The organism is Roseobacter sp. FCG-D35 (assembly GCF_033436665.1).
In the GTDB taxonomy this organism is placed as follows: domain Bacteria; phylum Pseudomonadota; class Alphaproteobacteria; order Rhodobacterales; family Rhodobacteraceae; genus JAWQFO01.
Map to the genome: position 1 here is coordinate 13,367 of NZ_JAWQFO010000008.1, position 19,385 is coordinate 32,751.

The 19,385-nt window shown below is 65.5% G+C and carries 11 protein-coding genes and 1 tRNA gene; 8 read left to right on the forward strand and 4 right to left on the reverse strand.

The annotated features are described in order from the left end of the window. Positions 1-82 precede the first annotated feature (82 nt). The 8 genes from R5H30_RS17260 to R5H30_RS17295 all read left to right on the forward strand — a co-directional run bounded on the left by R5H30_RS17260 (position 83) and on the right by R5H30_RS17295 (position 15,891). Positions 83-2,014 carry an alpha-1,4-glucan--maltose-1-phosphate maltosyltransferase gene (locus R5H30_RS17260; RefSeq protein WP_318329815.1) on the forward strand — a complete coding sequence of 644 codons (1,932 nt, stop codon included), beginning with the start codon at positions 83-85 and terminating at the stop codon, positions 2,012-2,014. Continuing rightward, complete coding sequence (treS, locus tag R5H30_RS17265; RefSeq protein WP_318329816.1) at positions 2,011-5,298, forward strand: maltose alpha-D-glucosyltransferase; 3,288 nt, start codon at positions 2,011-2,013, stop codon at positions 5,296-5,298. Before R5H30_RS17260 ends, treS begins: the two co-directional genes overlap by 4 nt. Continuing rightward, entirely contained in the window at positions 5,295-7,514 is a 2,220-nt protein-coding gene (glgB, locus tag R5H30_RS17270; protein WP_318329818.1) for a 1,4-alpha-glucan branching protein GlgB, read from the forward strand. Before treS ends, glgB begins: the two co-directional genes overlap by 4 nt. Positions 7,515-7,516: 2 nt before the next feature. After that, complete coding sequence (gene glgX, locus R5H30_RS17275; RefSeq protein ID WP_318329820.1) at positions 7,517-9,625, forward strand: glycogen debranching protein GlgX; 2,109 nt, start codon at positions 7,517-7,519, stop codon at positions 9,623-9,625. Beyond that, a complete protein-coding gene (gene treZ / locus R5H30_RS17280; protein ID WP_318329821.1) occupies positions 9,618-11,417 on the forward strand; it encodes a malto-oligosyltrehalose trehalohydrolase in 1,800 nt (599 codons plus the stop codon). Before glgX ends, treZ begins: the two co-directional genes overlap by 8 nt. Then, the gene (gene treY / locus R5H30_RS17285; protein WP_318329822.1) at positions 11,414-13,729 is read left to right on the forward strand and encodes a malto-oligosyltrehalose synthase; all 2,316 of its coding nucleotides are present in this window, start codon (positions 11,414-11,416) and stop codon (positions 13,727-13,729) included. The genes treZ and treY overlap by 4 nt, the downstream gene beginning before the upstream one ends. A gap of 86 nt (positions 13,730-13,815) precedes the next feature. Continuing rightward, positions 13,816-14,049, forward strand: a complete 234-nt coding sequence (locus R5H30_RS17290) for a hypothetical protein (protein ID WP_318329823.1) — start codon at positions 13,816-13,818, stop codon at positions 14,047-14,049. 333 nt (positions 14,050-14,382) lie between these two features. Next, positions 14,383-15,891 (forward strand): sensor histidine kinase, encoded by a 1,509-nt coding sequence (locus R5H30_RS17295; protein WP_318329824.1) that lies wholly within the window; start codon positions 14,383-14,385, stop codon positions 15,889-15,891. A 364-nt stretch (positions 15,892-16,255) separates the two neighbouring features. Here the strand turns inward: R5H30_RS17295 and R5H30_RS17300 are convergent. The 4 genes from R5H30_RS17300 to R5H30_RS17315 all read right to left on the reverse strand — a co-directional run bounded on the left by R5H30_RS17300 (position 16,256) and on the right by R5H30_RS17315 (position 19,349). Continuing rightward, a tRNA-Gln gene (locus R5H30_RS17300) sits at positions 16,256-16,330 on the reverse strand. Between the two features lie 80 nt (positions 16,331-16,410). Then, complete coding sequence (locus tag R5H30_RS17305; RefSeq protein ID WP_318329825.1) at positions 16,411-17,739, reverse strand: mechanosensitive ion channel domain-containing protein; 1,329 nt, start codon at positions 17,737-17,739, stop codon at positions 16,411-16,413. Positions 17,740-17,769: 30 nt separating this feature from the next. After that, on the reverse strand, positions 17,770-18,762 hold the full coding sequence (locus R5H30_RS17310; RefSeq protein WP_318329826.1) for an NADPH:quinone reductase: 993 nt from the start codon (positions 18,760-18,762) through the stop codon (positions 17,770-17,772). A gap of 92 nt (positions 18,763-18,854) precedes the next feature. Then, positions 18,855-19,349: an SH3 domain-containing protein gene (locus R5H30_RS17315; RefSeq protein WP_318329827.1), complete on the reverse strand. Its 495-nt coding sequence runs from the start codon at positions 19,347-19,349 to the stop codon at positions 18,855-18,857. Between the last annotated feature and the right edge of the window lie 36 nt (positions 19,350-19,385).

A 19,385-nucleotide genomic window follows, 5' to 3' on the forward strand; every position in this document is an offset into this window, starting at 1 on the left:
GCCCGGACGCGCACGGAACCAATAAGCTCTGGAGGAACTCACTTTGCCAGCGCCAGCACGACACAGCACACAAACCCCGGACATGCAGACCCTTGCCCAGTCCCGCCTTGTGATCGAGGGAATATCACCCGAGATCGACCACGGAGCCTTCCCGGCCAAGTCGGTCGCCGGCTGGCCGATGCGCATCGAGGCCGACATTTTCGGCGATGGTCACGAACTTTTCGGTGCGGCGGTGGTCGCGGCCGACGGCTCAGAAACGCCGATGGAGGCGCTGCCGAACGACCGGTGGTTCGCCGAGATCGTGTTTGCCGAAAACGGCCCGTCGCATTTCACGCTGATCGCTTGGCGCGACGTGTGGGCGACATGGTCTCGCGACACCCGGAAGAAGCAGGAGGCAGGCCAGGACATCTCGGTCGAGCTGATGGAAGCGCGGGACCTTCTCGACCGGGTCACCGCGGCCAAGGGCACGAAAACGGCCGTCGCCAAGCTCAAGCGCGCTGCAAAGGCGGGGGACGCCGACACGCTTCTGTCCGCGGACACTTCGGCGCTGATGGCGCGCGTCGGACCACGGGCAAACCTCACGCCGCTTGGACGCGACATCCCGGTCTGGGTCGATCGCGAACGCGCCGCGTTCTCCGCCTGGTACGAGCTGTTTCCACGGTCGTTGGGGGCAGAGGGGCAGCATGGCACGTTCCGCGACGTGATCGACCATCTGCCATATGTCCGCGATCTTGGTTTCGATGTCCTCTATTTTCCGCCGATCCATCCGATCGGGACGACGAACCGGAAAGGCAAGAACAATTCACTGACGTCAGCGCCCGGCGACGTCGGCTCGCCCTATGCCATTGGTTCGCCAGAGGGCGGCATGGATGCCGTTCATCCCGAACTCGGCACGCTCAAGGATTTCGACGCCCTCGTGTCCGCCGCGCGCAAGGAAGGCCTGGAGATCGCGCTCGACATCGCGCTCAATGCCTCGCCCGATCACCCCTGGATCGAAGAGCATCCCGACTGGTTCGAGCGCCGGCCCGACGGCACGATCAAGTTCGCCGAGAATCCTCCGAAGAAATACGAGGATATCGTCAATTTCCGCTACTACCGCGACGATGGCACGCCCAACGCGCCGTTCTGGGAGGCGATCCGCGACTTGTTCCTGTTCTGGGCCGGTCACGGGGTCACCGTGTTCCGCGTCGACAATCCACACACCAAGCCGTTCCCGTTTTGGGAATGGATCATCGCGGAGGTAAGAAAGGATCATCCCGGCGCGATCTTCCTGTCCGAGGCTTTCACCCGGCCCAAGCTGATGAAGCGGCTTGCCAAAATCGGCTTCAACCAGAGCTATACCTACTACACCTGGCGCAATACCAAGGCTGAGTTGACCGAATACCTGACGGAACTCAGCACCGAGGAATGCCGGCATTACATGCGGCCGAACTTCTTCACCAACACACCCGACATCAATCCGTACTTCAACCACGACTCCGGCCGCGCCGGGTTTCGTACCCGCGTGATCATGGCCGGGTCGCTGGTCGGAAACTGGGGCATGTATTCCGGCTACGAGCTGTGCGAGGCCGAGTGGCTGCCGCCGAAGGACGAATACCTCAACGCGGAGAAATACGAGTTGAAACACCGCGATTTCGCGGCGCCCGGGAACATCACGGCCGATGTGAAGTTGATCAACAGGCTCCGACGCGACAATCCAGCGATGAAGGATTTCACCAACTTGCAGTTCTTCAATGCCTGGGACGACCGGGTGCTTTGCTATGGTCGCTTCGACGAGGCCGCCCGCAACTACCTGCTGTTTCACGTTCTGATCGACCCGCATGCCGGCGCGTCCTTCGACTTCGAACTGCCGCTCTGGCAATTCGACCTGCCCGACGAGGGCGCGATCGAGGTAGAGGACGCGATCCACGGCAACCGGTTCACATGGTTCGGCAAGACCCATCACCTCACGCTCGATCCCGCGGACCGGCCCTATGCCATCTGGAAACTCTTTCCCCCGGGAGGCGCACAATGAATGTCGCAGACAAGACCCTCGTCGCACCCGACCCGGCTGCGGCGGCGGCCGACTGGTACAAGGACGCGATCATCTACCAGGTCCACGTCAAGGCCTATCAGGACGCCAGCGGTGACGGCATCGGTGATTTCGCCGGGCTGATGAACCGGCTCGACCACGTACAGGAGCTTGGCGCCACGGCGATCTGGCTGCTGCCGTTCTATCCGTCTCCGCTGCGCGACGACGGCTATGACATCGCCGAATACAAGGCGATCAATCCGTCCTACGGCACGATGGAGGATTTCGAGGGCTTCGTCGAAGAGGCCCACCGGCGCGGGCTCAAGGTCATCACTGAGCTTGTGATCAACCACACCAGCGACCAGCACGACTGGTTCCAGCGCGCGCGCCGCGCGCAGAAGGGCAGCCCAGAGCGCGATTTCTATGTCTGGTCGGACGATCCGCAGAAATGGATGGACAAGACCCGCGTGATCTTCAACGACACGCACGATTCCAACTGGTCCTGGGATCCGGTGGCCGAGCAGTTCTTCTGGCACCGCTTCTTCGATCACCAGCCGGATCTCAACTTCGACAACCCCGAGGTGCTGCGCCAGGTGCTCGACGTGATGCACTTCTGGCTCGACAAGGGCGTCGACGGGCTGCGGCTCGACGCGATCCCCTACCTGATCGAGCGCGACGGGACGAATAACGAAAATCTGCCCGAGACCCATGACGTGCTGAAGGCGATCCGGGCCGATCTGGACAAGCACTACGATGACCGGATGCTGCTGGCCGAGGCGAACCAGTGGCCCGAGGACACGCGCCCCTATTTCGGCGAGGGCGACGAGTGTCACATGGGCTTTCATTTCCCTCTGATGCCGCGCATGTACATGGCTGTCGCCCAGGAAGATCGCTATCCGATCAGCGACATCATCCGGCAGACCCCGGAGATCCCCGAAGACTGCCAATGGGCGATTTTCCTGCGCAACCACGACGAGCTGACGCTGGAGATGGTCACCGATCGCGAGCGTGACTACCTTTGGAACTTCTACGCCAGCGACAAGCGGGCGCGGATCAACATGGGCATCCGGCGCCGCCTCGCACCGCTTCTGGAAAACGACCGGCGCAAGGTCGAACTGCTGAACTCGCTGCTCTTCTCGATGCCGGGCACCCCCGTGGTCTACTATGGCGACGAAATCGGGATGGGCGACAACTACTACCTCGGTGACCGCGACGGCGTGCGAACCCCGATGCAGTGGTCGGCGGACCGCAACGGCGGGTTCAGCCGGGCCAACCCGCAACAGCTTTACCTGCCCACGATCCAGGACCCGGTCTTCGGCTATGCCACGGTCAACGTCGAGGCGCAGGCCGCGGCGCCGTCCTCGCAACTGAACTGGATGCGCCGGATGATCGGTGTGCGGCAGCGGCACGCGGCCTTCGGGCGTGGGTCGATCCGGCTGCTCTACCCGCGCAATCGCAAGGTGCTCGCCTACCTGCGCGAGCACGAGGGCGAAACGGTGCTTTGTGTCGCCAACGTGTCGCGGCAGGCGCAGGCCGCCGAGATCGACCTGTCGGAATTCTCCGGGCGAGTGCCGGTCGAACTGACCGGACAGTCGCCGTTTCCGCCGATTGGCGATCTGCCATACCTGCTGACGCTGCCAGCTTACGGCTTCTACTGGTTCCTGCTCGCCGACGACGAGGACGCGCCGTCCTGGCATCTTCCGCACGGCCAGATGCTTCCCGACTTCCTGACCCTTACGACCCGCGATGGCAAGCTTTCGACCGCGCTGCAGGATCGCTCGGCCAAGGAATTCCGCGACGGGTCGCTCAAGGACTACCTGCCGCTGCAACGCTGGTTCGCCGCCAAGGATAGCAAGATTGCGTCCGTCGACTACCGCCCGCTGGCCGAACTTGCCGAGGGTCAGGCGTTGCTCGGGCTTGTCGATGTCGAGACCGGCGCGGAGACCCAGCGCTACTTCCTGCCGCTCGCGGCGGAATGGAGCGAGGACGCGCTGGGTACACCGGCGACGCTGGCCAAGCTGCGCCAGGCAAACCACGTTGGCGCGATGATCGACGGGGCGTCCGGCGCGCTGTTGCCCGAGACGCTTCTCAAAGTGATCCGAGACGGTGCCGAGATCGAGGCCGAGGGCGGCCGCATCGTCTGCACGCGCAGCGACCGGCTGGACGCGATCGCCGATGCCGACGAACCGCCGAAGCTCTTGTCCGCCGAGCAGTCCAACGCCTCCATCGCGTTCGGAGACGCGGTGATCCTCAAACTCTACCGCCGTCTGCGCGAAGGTGTTCAGCCTGACATCGAGATCTCTCGGTTCCTGACCGAGAAAACTGCGTTCGAAGCGACACCCGCGCTGCTCGGCACGGTGGATTTCGTGGCGGACGACGGCACCGTGACCACGCTTGCCAGCCTCAGTGAGTTCGTGCGCAACCAAGGCGATGCCTGGGCCTACGTTATCGATGCGCTCGACCGCGAGATGGAACGCGCGTCCGTCGCGGACGCCAGCGAGAACAGCGAACAGGAGGCGATTATCGCCGGCCCGCTCGACCTTGGCGAGGTGCTGGGGCGGCGCACCGCAGAAATGCATCTCGCGCTCGCCTCGGGCGACCAGGATGGCGCGTTTGCCGCACGACCGCTGACCGGCGATGACCTTGGGACGATCACCGATCAGGTTGCGGAAGATGTGCGGGAGGTTCTTGCCGAACTCGAGAAACGCCAGTCGAGCCTGCCGGACCCCGCCGCCGCGCTGGCGAGCGCCTTGCTGGACCGTCGCCGTTCCTTGGAGTCATGGATCGAAAGCGTGCGGGACATGACGCCCTCGGGCGCCTTGACGCGAATCCACGGCGACTATCACCTAGGGCAGGTCCTCGTGGTGCAGACGGACGTGCGCATCATCGACTTCGAAGGCGAGCCCGCGCGCAGTCTCGCGTCGCGCCGCGCCAGAACTTCGCCTCTGCGCGACGTGGCCGGCATGCTGCGCAGTTTCGACTACGCGCTCTGGTCCACGATCCGGCGCCGCATCGAGCTTGGCGCGGACCCGGAGGCGACCGTCAATGGAGTCGAGACCTGGCGCGCCGCGACCCAGGACGCCTTTCTCGAGGCCTACCGCGAAACGATGGCCGATGCGGAGATCCACCCCGCCGATCCGGAGTTCGAACGCGCGCTGCTCGATCTTTTCGTGATCCAGAAAGCCGCCTACGAGGTCGGTTACGAGGCGAAGATGCGCCCGGACTGGATCGAGATCCCGCTGCGCGGACTTCTCAACCTTGCCGAAGGAGTGACGTCGACACCATGACAGGCACGCCAACGCTTTCCCGAACCGACCTTTGCCCGCCGCAAGACGTCATCGCGGCAATCCTGCGCGGCGAACAGGGCGACCCGTTCCGCCACCTCGGCATGCATGTCGACAGCGCGGGACAGGTGGCCGTGAACGTCTTTGCGCCCGACGCCATGACCGTGCGCGTCGTCACGCCCGAAGGTGATGCCGTCGGCGCGCTCGAGCGGATCGACCCGCAAGGGTTCTTTCATGGCGTGATGGCCGACAAGTCGTCGCATTTTGCCTACAGGCTGCGGCTCGAAAACGCGACCGGCCATCGGTGGGAGCTGGCGGATCCCTATGCGTTCGGTCCGGTGCTGGGAGAGATGGACGAATACCTGATCGGCGCAGGCGATCACGAGGAGCTTTACAACCGCCTCGGCGCGCATCCGACGATCCACGAAGGTGTCGAGGGCACGGCCTTTGCCGTCTGGGCGCCGAACGCGCGTCGGGTCAGCGTTGTCGGGCATTTCAACGCCTGGGACGGGCGGCGGCACGCGATGCGCAGCCGCGGCGCAACCGGGGTCTGGGAGATCTTCATCCCCGGCATCAGTCCGGGCGAAGCCTACAAGTACGAGATCCTCGGCGCCTATGGTCACCTGCAGCCGCTGAAATCGGATCCCGTCGGTCGCGCCGCCGAGCAGGCGCCCGGCACGGCCTCGATCGTCGCCGCGGCCGATCCGTACGAGTGGACTGATGCGGCGTGGATGGCGCGGCGCGACACGGACCTGCGCGACAAGCCGGTGTCGATCTACGAGGTGCATCTGGGCAGTTGGCGCCGCGGCGCGGACGGCGCGCCGCTCGACTACGACACGCTGGCCGAGCAGCTTGCGGAGTACGCGACCGAGATGGGCTTTACCCATATCGAGTTTTTGCCGCTCAGCGAACATCCCTTTACCGGATCCTGGGGCTACCAGCCCATCGGCCTCTTCGCGCCCACCTCGCGCTTCGGCGATCCGGCGGGCTTCGCCCGGCTGGTCGACCGGCTGCATGGGGCCGGGATCGGTGTCATCATGGACTGGGTGCCGGCGCATTTTCCGACCGATGCGCACGGGCTGGGCAATTTCGACGGCACGGCGCTTTACGAACACGCCGACCCGCGCATGGGATTCCACCAGGATTGGAACACGCTGATCTACAACTTCGGCCGGCGCGAGGTCGCCAACTTCCTGCGCGCCTCGGCCACCTACTGGCTCAAGGAGTTGCACGTCGATGCGCTGCGCGTGGATGCGGTGGCCTCGATGCTCTATCTCGACTACTCGCGCGCCGCCGGAGAATGGATTCCCAACCGCTATGGCGGGCGTGAAAACCTCGATGCCATCGAGTTTCTGAAAAAGACCAACGTGGTCGTGCACGATTACGTGCCGGGCAGCCAGATGATCGCCGAGGAAAGCACCGCCTGGCCGGGGGTCAGCCGTCCGACCGGCGAGGGCGGACTCGGTTTTGACTTCAAATGGAACATGGGCTGGATGCACGACACGCTCGACTACATGTCGCAGGACCCGGTGCACCGTCAGTATCACCACGACCGAATGACCTTTGGCCTCGTTTACGCCTTTTCGGAAAATTTCGTGCTGCCGCTCAGCCATGACGAGGTGGTGCACGGGAAGGGCTCGATGTTGAACAAGATGCCCGGGGACCGCTGGCAGAAGTTCGCGAACCTGCGTGCCTACTACGGCTTCATGTGGGGGCATCCGGGCAAGAAGCTGCTGTTCATGGGAGGCGAGTTCGGGCAGGAGCGCGAGTGGAACCACGACCGTTCGCTGGACTGGCACTTGCTGGAGGACGGAGCGCACGAAGGGATTCAAAGGCTCGTCGGCGACCTGAACCGGCTCTACCGTGACGAAGCGGCGCTGCATGCGCGCGATTGCGCGCCCGAGGGTTTCCGGTGGATCGAGGGCGGGGACAGCCGCAACAACGTATTTTCCTTCGCCCGCTTCGGTGCGGACGGCGACGCGCCCGTGGTGGTCGTCTGCAACATGTCGCCTGTCGTCCAGCACGACTACCGCGTCGGCATGCCCGAAAGTGGGACCTGGACCGAGCGCCTGAACACAGACGATGGCCGCTATGGCGGCTCTGGCGTGTCCAACCCCGACCAGATCGTGGCGGAGGACGCGCCAATGCACGGGTTCCCGGCCTCGGCCTCGCTGACCTTGCCGCCGCTCGGCACCGTGTTTCTGACCCTCGAGAGGTAGAAATGGACGCAAACGTTACGAAGGCCCCTGCAGTCGTCGGCCGCAGGCTGCAATCCGGGTCGCATGTCGAACTTGGCGCCACATGGGACGGGTCCGGGACGAACTTCGCCCTGTTCTCCGCCCATGCCGAAAAGGTCGAGCTGTGCCTTTTCGACGCACGCGGCCGGCGCGAGATCGAGCGGATCGAATTGCCGGAGTTCACACACCAGGTCTGGCACGGCTATCTGACCGATGTCCGGCCCGGTCAGCTTTACGGCTACCGGGTCCACGGGCCCTACGCGCCCGAGGCCGGTCATCGGTTTAATTCCAACAAGCTGCTGCTCGACCCTTACGCGGTCCAGCATCATGGCACCATGCGGTGGCATCCGGCGATCTTCGGATACAAGGTCGGCCATCAGAGCGGCGACCTGTCCTTCGACCGGCGCGACAGCGCTTTCGTGATGCCCAAATGCGTGGTCGCCGATCCGGCCTACACTTGGGGCAGCGACATCCGCCCCGAGGTCCCGTGGAGCCGGACGATCATTTACGAGGCGCATGTCAGCGGCATGACCGAAGGCCTTGGCGACATGGAGCCGCCGATGCGTGGCACCTTCGAGGGTCTGGCGGACCCGCGCGTGATCGACCATTTCGTGAAGCTCGGCGTGACATCGGTCGAGCTTCTGCCGGTGCAGGCGTTCTACGACGAAGGGCATCTGACCGAAAAGGGCCTGGTCAACTGGTGGGGCTATTCCACCATCGGCTTCTTTGCGCCCGCGCAGCGCTACCTCACGGCGGGCGGCAGCCACCACGAGTTCAAGCTGATGGTCCGTCGTCTGCACGAGGCCGGGATCGAGGTCATCCTCGACGTCGTCTACAACCATACGGCCGAGGGCTCCGAACTCGGCCCGACGATCAGCTTCCGCGGGATCGACAACGCGAGCTACTACACGTTGGCCGACGATCCGCGTTACTACTTCGACACCACCGGGTGCGGCAATTCTTTGAACCTCAAGAATTCGCGCGTGCTTCAGATGGTGATGGATTCTCTGCGCTACTGGGTCGAAGAGTGCCACGTCGACGGCTTCCGCTTCGACCTCGCCACGACACTCGGGCGGGACCGCGACCACTATTCCGAACACGCCGTGTTTCTCGAGGCGGTGCGCCAGGACCCGGTGCTCAAGGGCGTCAAGCTGATCGCCGAACCCTGGGACACTGGTGCGGGGGGCTACCAGGTCGGGAATTTCCCGCCGGGCTGGGCGGAGTGGAACGATCAGTACCGCGACACCGTGCGCGGCTACTGGCGCGGCGACGGCGGCACTCTGGGTACGCTTGCAGCGCGCATGCTGGGGTCGTCCGAGACCTTCAGCCACGCCGGGCGTCGCCCGTGGTCGAGCGTCAATTTCATCACCGCGCATGACGGGTTCACGCTGATGGACCTCGTGTCCTACAACGAAAAGCACAACGCGGCGAATGGCGAGGACAACAAGGATGGACATTCGCATAACCTGAGCTGGAATTGCGGGGTCGAAGGGCCAACGGACGATCTCGAGATCCGCGAATTGCGAACCCGGCAACGGCGCAACATGATGGCCACGCTCCTGCTGAGCCAAGGCACGCCCATGATCCTGATGGGCGACGAGCGAGGCCGCAGCCAGGACGGCAACAACAACTCCTACTGCCAGCCGGGCGAGATGAACTGGTTTCCGTGGGAGGCGTCGGACGACGCGGAGTTCGAGACCTTCGTGGCCGGGCTGATCGCAGTGCGCAAGAGTTTCGACCTTTTCGCCGCGGATCGCTACCTCCACTCGGGTCCCGACGTCCGGGTCAACCGGCGCGCCGCTTGGATGCGTCCCGATGGCCGGTCGATGGAACCGGGCAACTGGAACGATCCGAATGCGCGTGCGGTCGGGCTGCTGATGCACCGCAAGGGGACGGACCTTTACCTGGTCCTGAATGCCTCGGAGACCGAGGTGGCCTTCATGCTACCCGAACCTATCGAGCGCCCCTGGCAGCGGCTTGTCGACACGCAGACTGGCCTCGCCGATCCCGACAGCCCGCATGTCGAGAGCGCGCGCGAGGTCGTGACGATGCCGCGCTCGCTGATCCTGCTGAAAGCGCCGGCGGATGATTGACGTGACTGCCTGGAAGGCGCCCGAGTACAATTGGGGCGCCCGACCGGTGGGCGAGAACGCGTGGCGGTTCCGGTTGTGGGCTCCGGGGGCAGCGAAGGTGTCCTTGCGCCTTCCGGGCAGGGACCACCCGATGGTCAGGGTCGGACAGGGATGGTTCGAATGCGAATGCGGCGCGGCAGAGGGCGATGCTTACGGTTTCGTGCTGCCCGACGGCATGATTGTTCCCGACCCGGCCGCACGCCGCCAGTCTGGCGGTGTCCACGACATGTCGGTCCTCGTTGCCCCGCCGGGCAGCGATCCGCGGGAAGGCTGGGCCGGACGGGCCTGGCACGAAGCGGTGATCTACGAGCTGCATGTCGGCACGTTCACAGACGCCGGCACTTTCCGCGCCGCCATCGACCGTCTCGACCACGTGGCCGCCTGCGGCTTCACCGCGATCGAGATCATGCCTGTCGGTGCGTTTCCGGGCGATCGGGGCTGGGGCTATGATGTCGTGCTGCCTTATGCCGTCCACGGCGCCTACGGGTCGCCGGAGGATCTGCGCGCGCTGGTGCAAGCCGCTCAGGCGCGCGGGCTGATGGTGTTTCTCGACGTGGTCTACAATCACTTCGGACCTGACGGGAACTACCTGTCGGTCTACGCTCCGGACTTCTTCGACCCCAAGCGGCAGACCCCGTGGGGCCAGGCAATTGCCTACGACAGGGCTCCGGTGCGGCGGTTCTTCACCGAGAACGCGCTCTGTTGGCTGGTCGAATACGGGTTCGATGGGCTGCGGCTCGATGCCATCGATCACGTGCGCGACCCGCATTCCGAAACCGAGTTTCTTCTGGAACTGATCGCCGAGATCCGGGCGGTTCTGCCGGACCGGCACGTGCACACGATGACCGAGGACAACCGCAACGTCACCCACCTGCACGAACGTGACCGATGCCGCGTAACCCGGCATACGGCGGAATGGAACGACGATCTGCACAACGCGGCCCATGTGATCGCAACCGACGAGTCCGAAGGCTACTATGCCGACTTTGCGCAGGACCCCTGGCGGCTCTATTCGCGCGCGCTGGCCGAGGGCTACGCCTACCAGGGCGAGCCGACCCTGGTGGACGGCCGTCCGCGGGGCGAGGTCTCGGCGCACCTGCCGCCCGACGTCTTCGTCGATTTTCTGCAAAATCATGACCAGGTCGGCAACCGGGCCTTCGGTGAGCGGCTGTCGGCGCTTACCTCGGCCGACATGCTCGAGGCACTGACCGCCGCGCTCCTGCTGTCGCCGCATGTCCCGCTGATATTCATGGGCGAAGAATTCGCGGCCGTGACGCCATTCCTGTTCTTTGCCGACTATGACGGCGACCTCGGGCAAGCCGTGACCGAGGGGCGGCGGCGTGAATTCGCGGAGTTCTCCGCCTTTGCGTCAGGCGGGACTTCGCACATTCCGGACCCGGTGGCGCGGAGCACCTTCGAGGCATCGCGCCTCGACTGGTCGGAAGCCGCCAAATCCCCGGGACAAGAGCGTATAGCGTTCATCCAGGACCTGCTCGCGCTTCGGGCGCGACACGTCGTGCCGCATATCCCTGACGCAGGTCCCAACGCCGGGACGGTTCTGCAGGCCGAGGCCGGAGCCGTCGCCGTCGATTGGCGGCTTGGCGACGCGCGACTGCAGCTCAGGGCGCGCCTTGCCGAGAACGCGCCTGATCCGGTGCAGCCGGGCTCCGGTCAGTTGCTCATCCGCGCCGGGGCAGGGGAGGGGCAGATCCCCGTCTCGGAAGTCTGGATAGACTTGGAGAAAGCGTCATGACCCGGTTGCCGTCAGCCTGCTACCGCCTGCAGTTCCGCAACGGGGTCGATTTCGCGGCGGCGGAAGGTCTTGTGCCTTATCTCGCCGGGCTCGGCATCAGCCACCTCTACTCATCGCCGCTTTTCAGCGCCTCGACCGGGTCGACACACGGGTACGACATCACCGACCCGGCCGAGATCGACCCCGTGCTCGGCGGACTGGAAGGCCTCAAGCGCCTGTCGGCCGCGCTGAAGGCCGAAGGGCTGGGTCTCATTCTCGATATCGTGCCGAACCACCTGGCGTTTTCCGTCGAGACTCCGTGGCTGCGCGACGTGCTGCGGCACGGCGCCGAAAGCCCCTACGCCCGACACTTCGACACCGATCTCGCGGCCGTCCGGCTGCGCCTGCCTTGGCTGGAACAGCCTTTCGAGGATGTTCTTGCGTCCGGGATCCTCGGCGTTGCAGACGCCGCGGACGGCCCGGTCCTGACCGTGGGTGACGGCCTGCGCATCCCGCTCGCCCGGTCTTCGGCGCTCGACGCCGCCCGCGACGGCGACCCCGCGGCGCTGCGGCGCCTGCACGATGATCAGCCCTGGCGTCTCGCGGCCTGGCGGACAGAGGCGGATGCGATCACCCATCGGCGCTTTTTCAACGTCACCGGGCTGATCGGCGTGCGGGTCGAGGACGAGGCTGTGTTCGAGGACGTGCATCGGCTGCTGTTCGATCTCGTCGATGATGGCGTCGTCGACGGTGTCCGCATCGACCACATCGACGGTCTGGCCGATCCGGGCGCCTATCTTGACCGGCTGAAGGCGCGTCTCGGCGAGACCCCGATCTGGATCGAAAAGATCCTGTCTGGCCGCGAGACGCTGCCGCCGGACTGGCCGGTGGAGGGAACCACCGGGTATGTCGCAGCCCGCGCGCTGGCGCGGCTTCTGACCGACGGTGCGGGGCTGGAGGCTGTCGAGGAGGACTACCGCGCCGCCACGGGGCGGACCGAACCGGTCGCGGACGTGATGGACCGCGCACGCCGGCAGATCATGACCCACGACCTTGCCGCCGAACTCTGGACGCTGCAGACCGAATTTGCACGCATCGCGCAATTCGACCCGCGCGGCGTCGAATGGGGGCCGGAGGCGCTCCGTACCGCGCTGATCGCCTATATCTCGGCCTTCCCGCAATACCGGACCTACAGCACCAAGGACGATGTTTCGGAGGGTGACGCGCGCACCATCCGCCGGACCGCGGAGCGCGCGGCGTCACGCCAGCCGACGCCGGGTGCGCTGCCGTTTCTGGCCGAGGTCCTGACGCGCTCGGACGCGGATACCGCAGCCTTCCGCGTGAGGATGCAGCAGGTCACCGGCGCGGCGGTCGCGAAAAGCCAGGAGGATACCGCGTTCTACCGCGAGGTCCGGCTTCTGGCGCTGAACGAGGTCGGCAGTGAACTCGACGACGACGCGCTGGGCGTCGACGGGTTCCATCGCGCGATGCAGCGCCGCGTCCGCGACATGCCGCATGGGCTGACGCTGACTTCCTCGCACGACACCAAACGCAGCGAGGATGCCCGTATGCGGATCGCGGCCGTCACCCATGCGCCGCAGGATTTCCACGACTGGTTCCGGATCTGCGCGGGCTTCGCGCCGGAGGCGCTGAACCCCAACCTCGTCTGGTACGCGGCGCAGTCCTTTCTCGCGCTCGATCAGGGCGACGGCGACATGGGCGCGCGCCTGGCCAACCATATCGTCAAAGCGCTGCGGGAGGCCAAGTCCGAGACCTTCTGGACCGCGCCCGATCTCGAGCTTGAGGCGGCCGCGCAATCCTTCCTGCGACGCCTTGCCGAGCACTTCCCGCGCCATGCGCCCGAGGTTGGCCACATCTTACAGACGGCGGACCGCCTGTCGGTCGCGCAGTTGGTTCTGAAGCTCACGATCCCCGGCATTCCGGACATCTACCAGGGGTGCGAACTTGCCAGCTATGCGCTCACGGACCCGGACAACCGGCGCGAGGTCGATTTCGACGAACTGCGGAAAGCCCTGTCCGGTGAGGCTGGTTTCAAGCGCCCTCTCGACGTACAGAAGTTTCATCTGACACGGCGCCTTCTCGGGCTGCGGCGCGAACACGCGGCGCTGTTTCTGAACGGCGGCTACCAAGCTATCGAAGCACCGGCCGGCGTCTGCGCGTTCACGCGCCGGGACAATTCAACAGCGGTGCATGTGGCCGTTGCGGTCCTGCCCGACGCCGAGGTCCGGTCGCTGGACCTGCCTGCCGGCCGCGATGTGCTGGACGCAAGCGAGGTTCCGTCCGCGCGGGTGCGCATCGAAACCGGGCTTTAGCGGCGATCCGCAACGCGATTTTCGGAACCACTGGGGGCGGCTGACGGTTTTTCGATCAAGGCAGAAAAAGTCCAGTGGGAGGGAAAATGACCGATCGCTCGAAGCGCACAGAAAAACCAGAGAGTAACAAGAGACCTCGCAATGGCGCCGGAGAGCAAGATGGTCCTGCGGCGGCACGGAAAGGCGGTGCGCAGACGGACGATATGGGCACCATGGGCGACGAAGCCTCGGCCCGTTCCTTCGTGCGCGACCTGAAGGCCGCTGACTCACCGGAAGGGCGCGACGATGGTAAAGACAAGAAAGACAAATCGGACGGGTGAGCTGCGGCTGCAAGCGGTGTCAGCGCAGATTAAGACCCCGCCGATCCCCTCGATGTGCTACGCTGGCGCGACAGACCCGCCCGCCGCGGTTGAATGCCGCAACGTCATTTCGAGACTTTTTGCGGCTCGCGTGGAACATCTCGCAAGGCGGCCTATGCTGCACAAGGCTCCGGTATCGGTCCGCGGGTCTACGCGGCCAGCCTATTGGGGTGCCGAGGGCCTGTAGCGAGGTCACTTTTGACAAACGGTCGTCCCTTCGCGTGAAAGTTCGGTGCGACCAGGGAGACGAAGATACCGCAAGCCGTGCAAAACTTGCCCGACCCTTCCGAAACGATGACGAACCGTGACCGCCTCGAAGCCCTGCTGACGTCCTCCTTGCTCGACAGCCCGCCGGAAGCTGTTTTCGATCGCGCGGTCAAACTCGCGACGCAGGTTTTGGGCACGCCGGTCGGTCTTTTGTCCTTCGTCGACGACCGGCGTCAGTTCTTCAAGGCGCAGATCGGGCTTACCGGTCAGGCTGCGTCCGACAGGGGCACGCCGCTCAGCCACTCCTTTTGCCAGTATGTCGTCGCAGCAGACGCGCCGCTGATCGTCCGAGACGCACGCACGGACCCGGTGCTGAGCCGGAACCTCGCTGTGCCAGATCTGGGCGTCGTGGCCTACCTCGGCGTGCCGGTTCATGACGGCGACGGCCACGTGCTCGGATCGTTCTGCGCCATCGACGTCGAGCCGCGCAACTGGTCGGACTACGATCGCGAAATCCTCGAAAGCATCCGGGTCGGCGTGGAAAGCGAGATCGCGCTGCGGGCGGAACTCAAGAAACGAACGGCGGCCGAGGATATCAGGGCGCAGGCCGAAGAACGCCTTCAACTGGCGCTGCGCGCCGGACAACTGGGCAGTTTCGATTTCGACCCGCGGACGGAAATCGCCGCGTGGGACCCGGGCATGTACGAACTCTGGTGGATCGATCCGCAGGAGCAGGACCCGTACCCCCGCGCCGTGGCGCGTGTGCATCCCAGCGACAAGGCGGAGGAAGCTGCTGCGCGCGAAGCAGCACTTGACCCCGCCGGAACCGGGCGGCACGAGGCGGAGTTCCGTATCGTCCACCCCGAGACCGGCGAGGTGCGCTGGCTGCATCTCGATGGAAAGACGACCTTCGTCGAAGGTGTGCCGGTGCGGGTCGTGGGAACGGCGCGGGATGTCACCAAGAGACGGTCGGCGGAACTGCAGAACGCACTTCTCACCAAGGAACTCAACCATCGGGTCAAAAACCTGTTCGCGATCACCCTGGGCATGATCAACCTGACCGCGCGGTCCTCGGAGACACCGGCAGAGATGAGCACAGCCCTGAGCGGCCGGATCCAGGCCCTCGCCAGTGCGCATGAGATCATCCAGCCGGCAATTGTCGGCCAGCCGGATCTGGCCGACGCGGCGACGCTCCGCCAGCTCGTCGAGGCGGTGCTCAGGCCGCACGGCGGAACCAATCAACAGGTGAAGATCGACGGTCCGGACGTCCATCTCAACGCCCGCCCGTCGACCAGCCTCGCACTTGTGGTGCACGAACTGGTCACCAATGCGGTGAAGTACGGCGCGCTCTCGGTCGACAAAGGTGTCGTCGAGGTCACATGGTCGCTCGATCGCGGACCCGAGGACACGCTGCACCTGGTTTGGAGCGAGGTCGGCGCACCAACAGGTCCGGGCGCGGATGCGACCGCGGGCTTCGGAACCAGGCTGATCGAGGAGACCGTCGCCGGGCAGTTGCTGGGCTCCTGGTCGCGGACCTGGCGACCGGTCGGTCTGCTGTGCGAACTCTCGATCCCGATGCGTGTCCTGGTGCAGTAGGCAGCGCCCCATTGGCTCTGCGGAGATATGTCCGCATCGTGTGGCCTGCGCCGATAAGACCCAGTTCTCCCTATCTGGCTACCCGTGATCCTTGTCAGCGCATTTTATGCCGCGACAAGCATTTTTGCAGGGGCGTCCGGGGGCCGGTCGTAAAGGCAAGCGCGGCAACGGCTCCTTTCTCCGGTTGACGGAAAGCCTTCACGCGGGAAGACCCTTCGCCCTTCAACGTATCGGGCAGGAACCCAACATCGAGCCTTGCAACGGGCCAGTCGTGTCCGCCCTGTGACAGAGTTTCGACCCGCCGTGACACCACACCGAAAATCGAGGGCCGAGCGCCTGAGAGTTATGGTCCTGCATGGAAAGATGGCTGGGGTGGTAGGATTCGAACCTACGGTACACGGTACCAAAAACCGCTGCCTTACCGCTTGGCTACACCCCAACGTGAGGCGCTAATTAAGCCGGTGGCGCGCGGGGTGCAAGGGCGGATTTTCCAAAAAGTCGCTGCCGGACGCCGCGTGATTACTCCTTGGGGGCTTGCTGGTCGAGAAGGTCCTCGCCGGCGGTCCGGGCGCGTTCTTCGTTGATGATCGTCTCGAGATGGCGGTCTGCGCGCGCAGCTACCTTCTGTGGCGCGCCCGCGGGCGGAGCGCTCGAAGGCGCGTCCGGGGCCGACATAGCAGGTTCGGCGCGCACGGGAGCGTCCTTGGAACCGGACGCGATGCCCAGCACCCGCAGGCCGGGTTCGGGCATCACGATACCCGCCGCACCGAAGGCCGCGAGTGTCTGGCGGATGGCCTCGCCGCGGGCGAGCTGCAGGTTGCTGTCGCGCTGGTCGATCCAGCCAGTGCAACGCAGCAGGATCGTGCTGTCGCCCGCCTCCTCGACCCAGACCGAGACCTCGGGATGGGCCAGTACGAACGGCAGCCCAGACAGCGTTGTGTCGGCCAGCGTCACGGCGGCGGCGAGATCTGTGTCGGGCGCCACGCCGACGTCGAAGACGAACCGGATCTCGGCATTGCGGGTGTAGTTGATGATCCGGCTCTTGAAGACCGTCGCGTTGGGAATGCGCACGTGGTTGCCGTCGAAGCTCAGCAGGATCGTCGCCCGGCTGGTCAGCCGGATCACCTTGCCGACATCGCCCTCGATCTCGACCGTGTCGTTGGGCTCGAAGGGTTGGCGGATCGACAGCATGACCGAGGCAATGAAGTTCTCGACCGTGTCGCGGACCGCAAAACCGATCGCGAGACCGACGAGGCCGGCGGCACCGAGGAAAGTCGACAGCAGCGCCGTCGCATCGAGGACGTCGAGGGCGACGACAATCCCGGCGAGCACGAAGGCGAGACGCACGATCTGGCGGTAGATTTCTGCGATGAAGGCGTTCGGGGCGAGACGGTCCCATGGCGCGCGCAGCCGCGCGATGAAGAGGCCGAGAAACACAATGACGGCAAAAATGCCAAGCGCTATGAGCAGGAGCGGCAGGAAGGCGATGGTCTGGGCGATGCGGTTACGGAAGCGGTCTACGGCAGGGTTGAGGCGTTCGCCGACATCGGTCGATTCGGCGACTTCGTTTTCGACGGCGACCACGCCTTCGACCCGGCTTGCAAGTTCCGTGAGCCGCGTCGCGGTGGCGGCGTCGGGCGTCGTGCCCTCGAAGGTCACGATCCCCGAGGACACGTCGACGCTGACCTGACCGTAGCCTTCGAGTTGCGACAGGATGCGGCGGATGCGCTCGGCGATGGCGGCATCCTGGGCGGCGCTGTCCTCGACGGCGATGGGCGTGTCGGGCTGGCCGTCTTGCTGTGCCGCCGCCACCACCGGAACGCAGAGCAGGCATAGCGAGACAAACATGTGGAGCAGGATACGGAACATGGGTTTGTCTCAGCCGGAGGTATCGACCAGGATCGCACCCTCGCGTGCGCCGCGCTCGACCGCTTCGTGAGCCTCGGCGGTGCGGGCAAGCGGGAAGGTTTCGGCAACCGGACAGTCGAGCGCGCCCTGCGTGAGGGCACTGTGCAGCCGTGCGATGGCGAGATCGCGCGCCTGCTTCGGCAACAGGTAGATCAGCAGCACGTCGATGGTGACGGCCTTGAAAAGCAGCGGGCCGAAGTTCAGCGTCGGCGCCATTTCGAGCTGCGAGCCGTAGGCGGCGATGGTGCCGTTCTCCGCGATGACCTCGGCGTCGGTCGCGAGATTGCGCCCGAACTCGACCTCGACGATGCGCTCTATCGGATCGCCATCATTGGCTTCGAGGATCTGCGCGGCAAGATCGGGGGCGGAGTGATCGAGCGCGGCATCGGCTCCGGCGGCCTCGCAGCGGGCGAGGTTCGCAGCACTGGCGGTGGCGATGACCCGCGCGCCGCCCCAGTGTGCAAGCTGGACCGCAAGGTGGCCCACCGATCCGCTGCCGCCCTGGATCAGCAACGTCTTGTCCTTCACCTCGCCGCCGCCGAAGACCGCGTGACAGGCCGTCAGACCAGGGATCCCGAGCGACGCTCCGGTGTCGGGGCCGATGCCTTCGGGCAGGGCAACCGCCTGTTCGGCGGGCAGGGTGATCGACTGCGCGGCGGTGCCGAAAGCACGGCGCCATTGCCCGTTCCAGACCCAGACGCGCTGGCCTTTGCGGCCCGGCTCGACGCCCTCGCCGATGGCGGTGATGACCCCGGCACCGTCGCTGTGCGGGATGATCACCGGAAACGGCGGCTCGGTGACACCGGGCCGGGTGCCGGCGCGGGCCTTGGTGTCGGACGGGTTGACGCCCGACCGCGACAGTTCGACCGTGACTTCGCCCGGACCGGGCGCGGGCAGGTCGATATCGGCCAGCTTCAGAACGTCCGCGGCTGCGCCGAATTTCTCGTAAGTGATCGCCTTCATGCCGGTGCCCTCCCGCGCTGGCTCGTCCCGGTCACCCTAGGCAAGCGCGCGGTCCGTGAGAAGGGCGGAAACGGACGTCCGGTCAGGCGGGATCAGTCACGCAGTTCGGTCGTCGCCACACCCCAGAGGCGGGATTTCTCCGCCCAACCGCGAAACCCGCCCGAGCGGAGCTGGCACCAGCGCGCGTCGCAACTGCCCAGCCGCGCGATGACCCCGGCTTCGAGCTTGGCTTCGACGGGCGCGTTCGCGTCCGGACGCACGTGCAGCGGCAGCATGTCGGCCTCGACGATGACCGTGCGCAGGCCCGACAGGAGCGAGTAATGCACCCATCCGCCCTGTCCGTCGCGGTCTTCGACCCGGCGCCAGTGGCCGTGTTCGGCGGTGATCCTGAGCGGCATGTCGCGGCGCGTGAACACCCAGTCGATGCGGTGGGTCAGCGACGGTCCGCGCCGGGCGTTGCCCTCGGTGGCCTTCAGCGACACGTAGCGCGGCATCGGCAGGTTGGTCTCGGGGCCAAGCTGCTCGGCCCCGACGGTCCCGGCCAGCGCGACCCCGGCGGCCAGCACGCACAGCAGACGACGGATCATGGAGAAACCTGCAATTCCTGAATTTGCCCTTTTGCC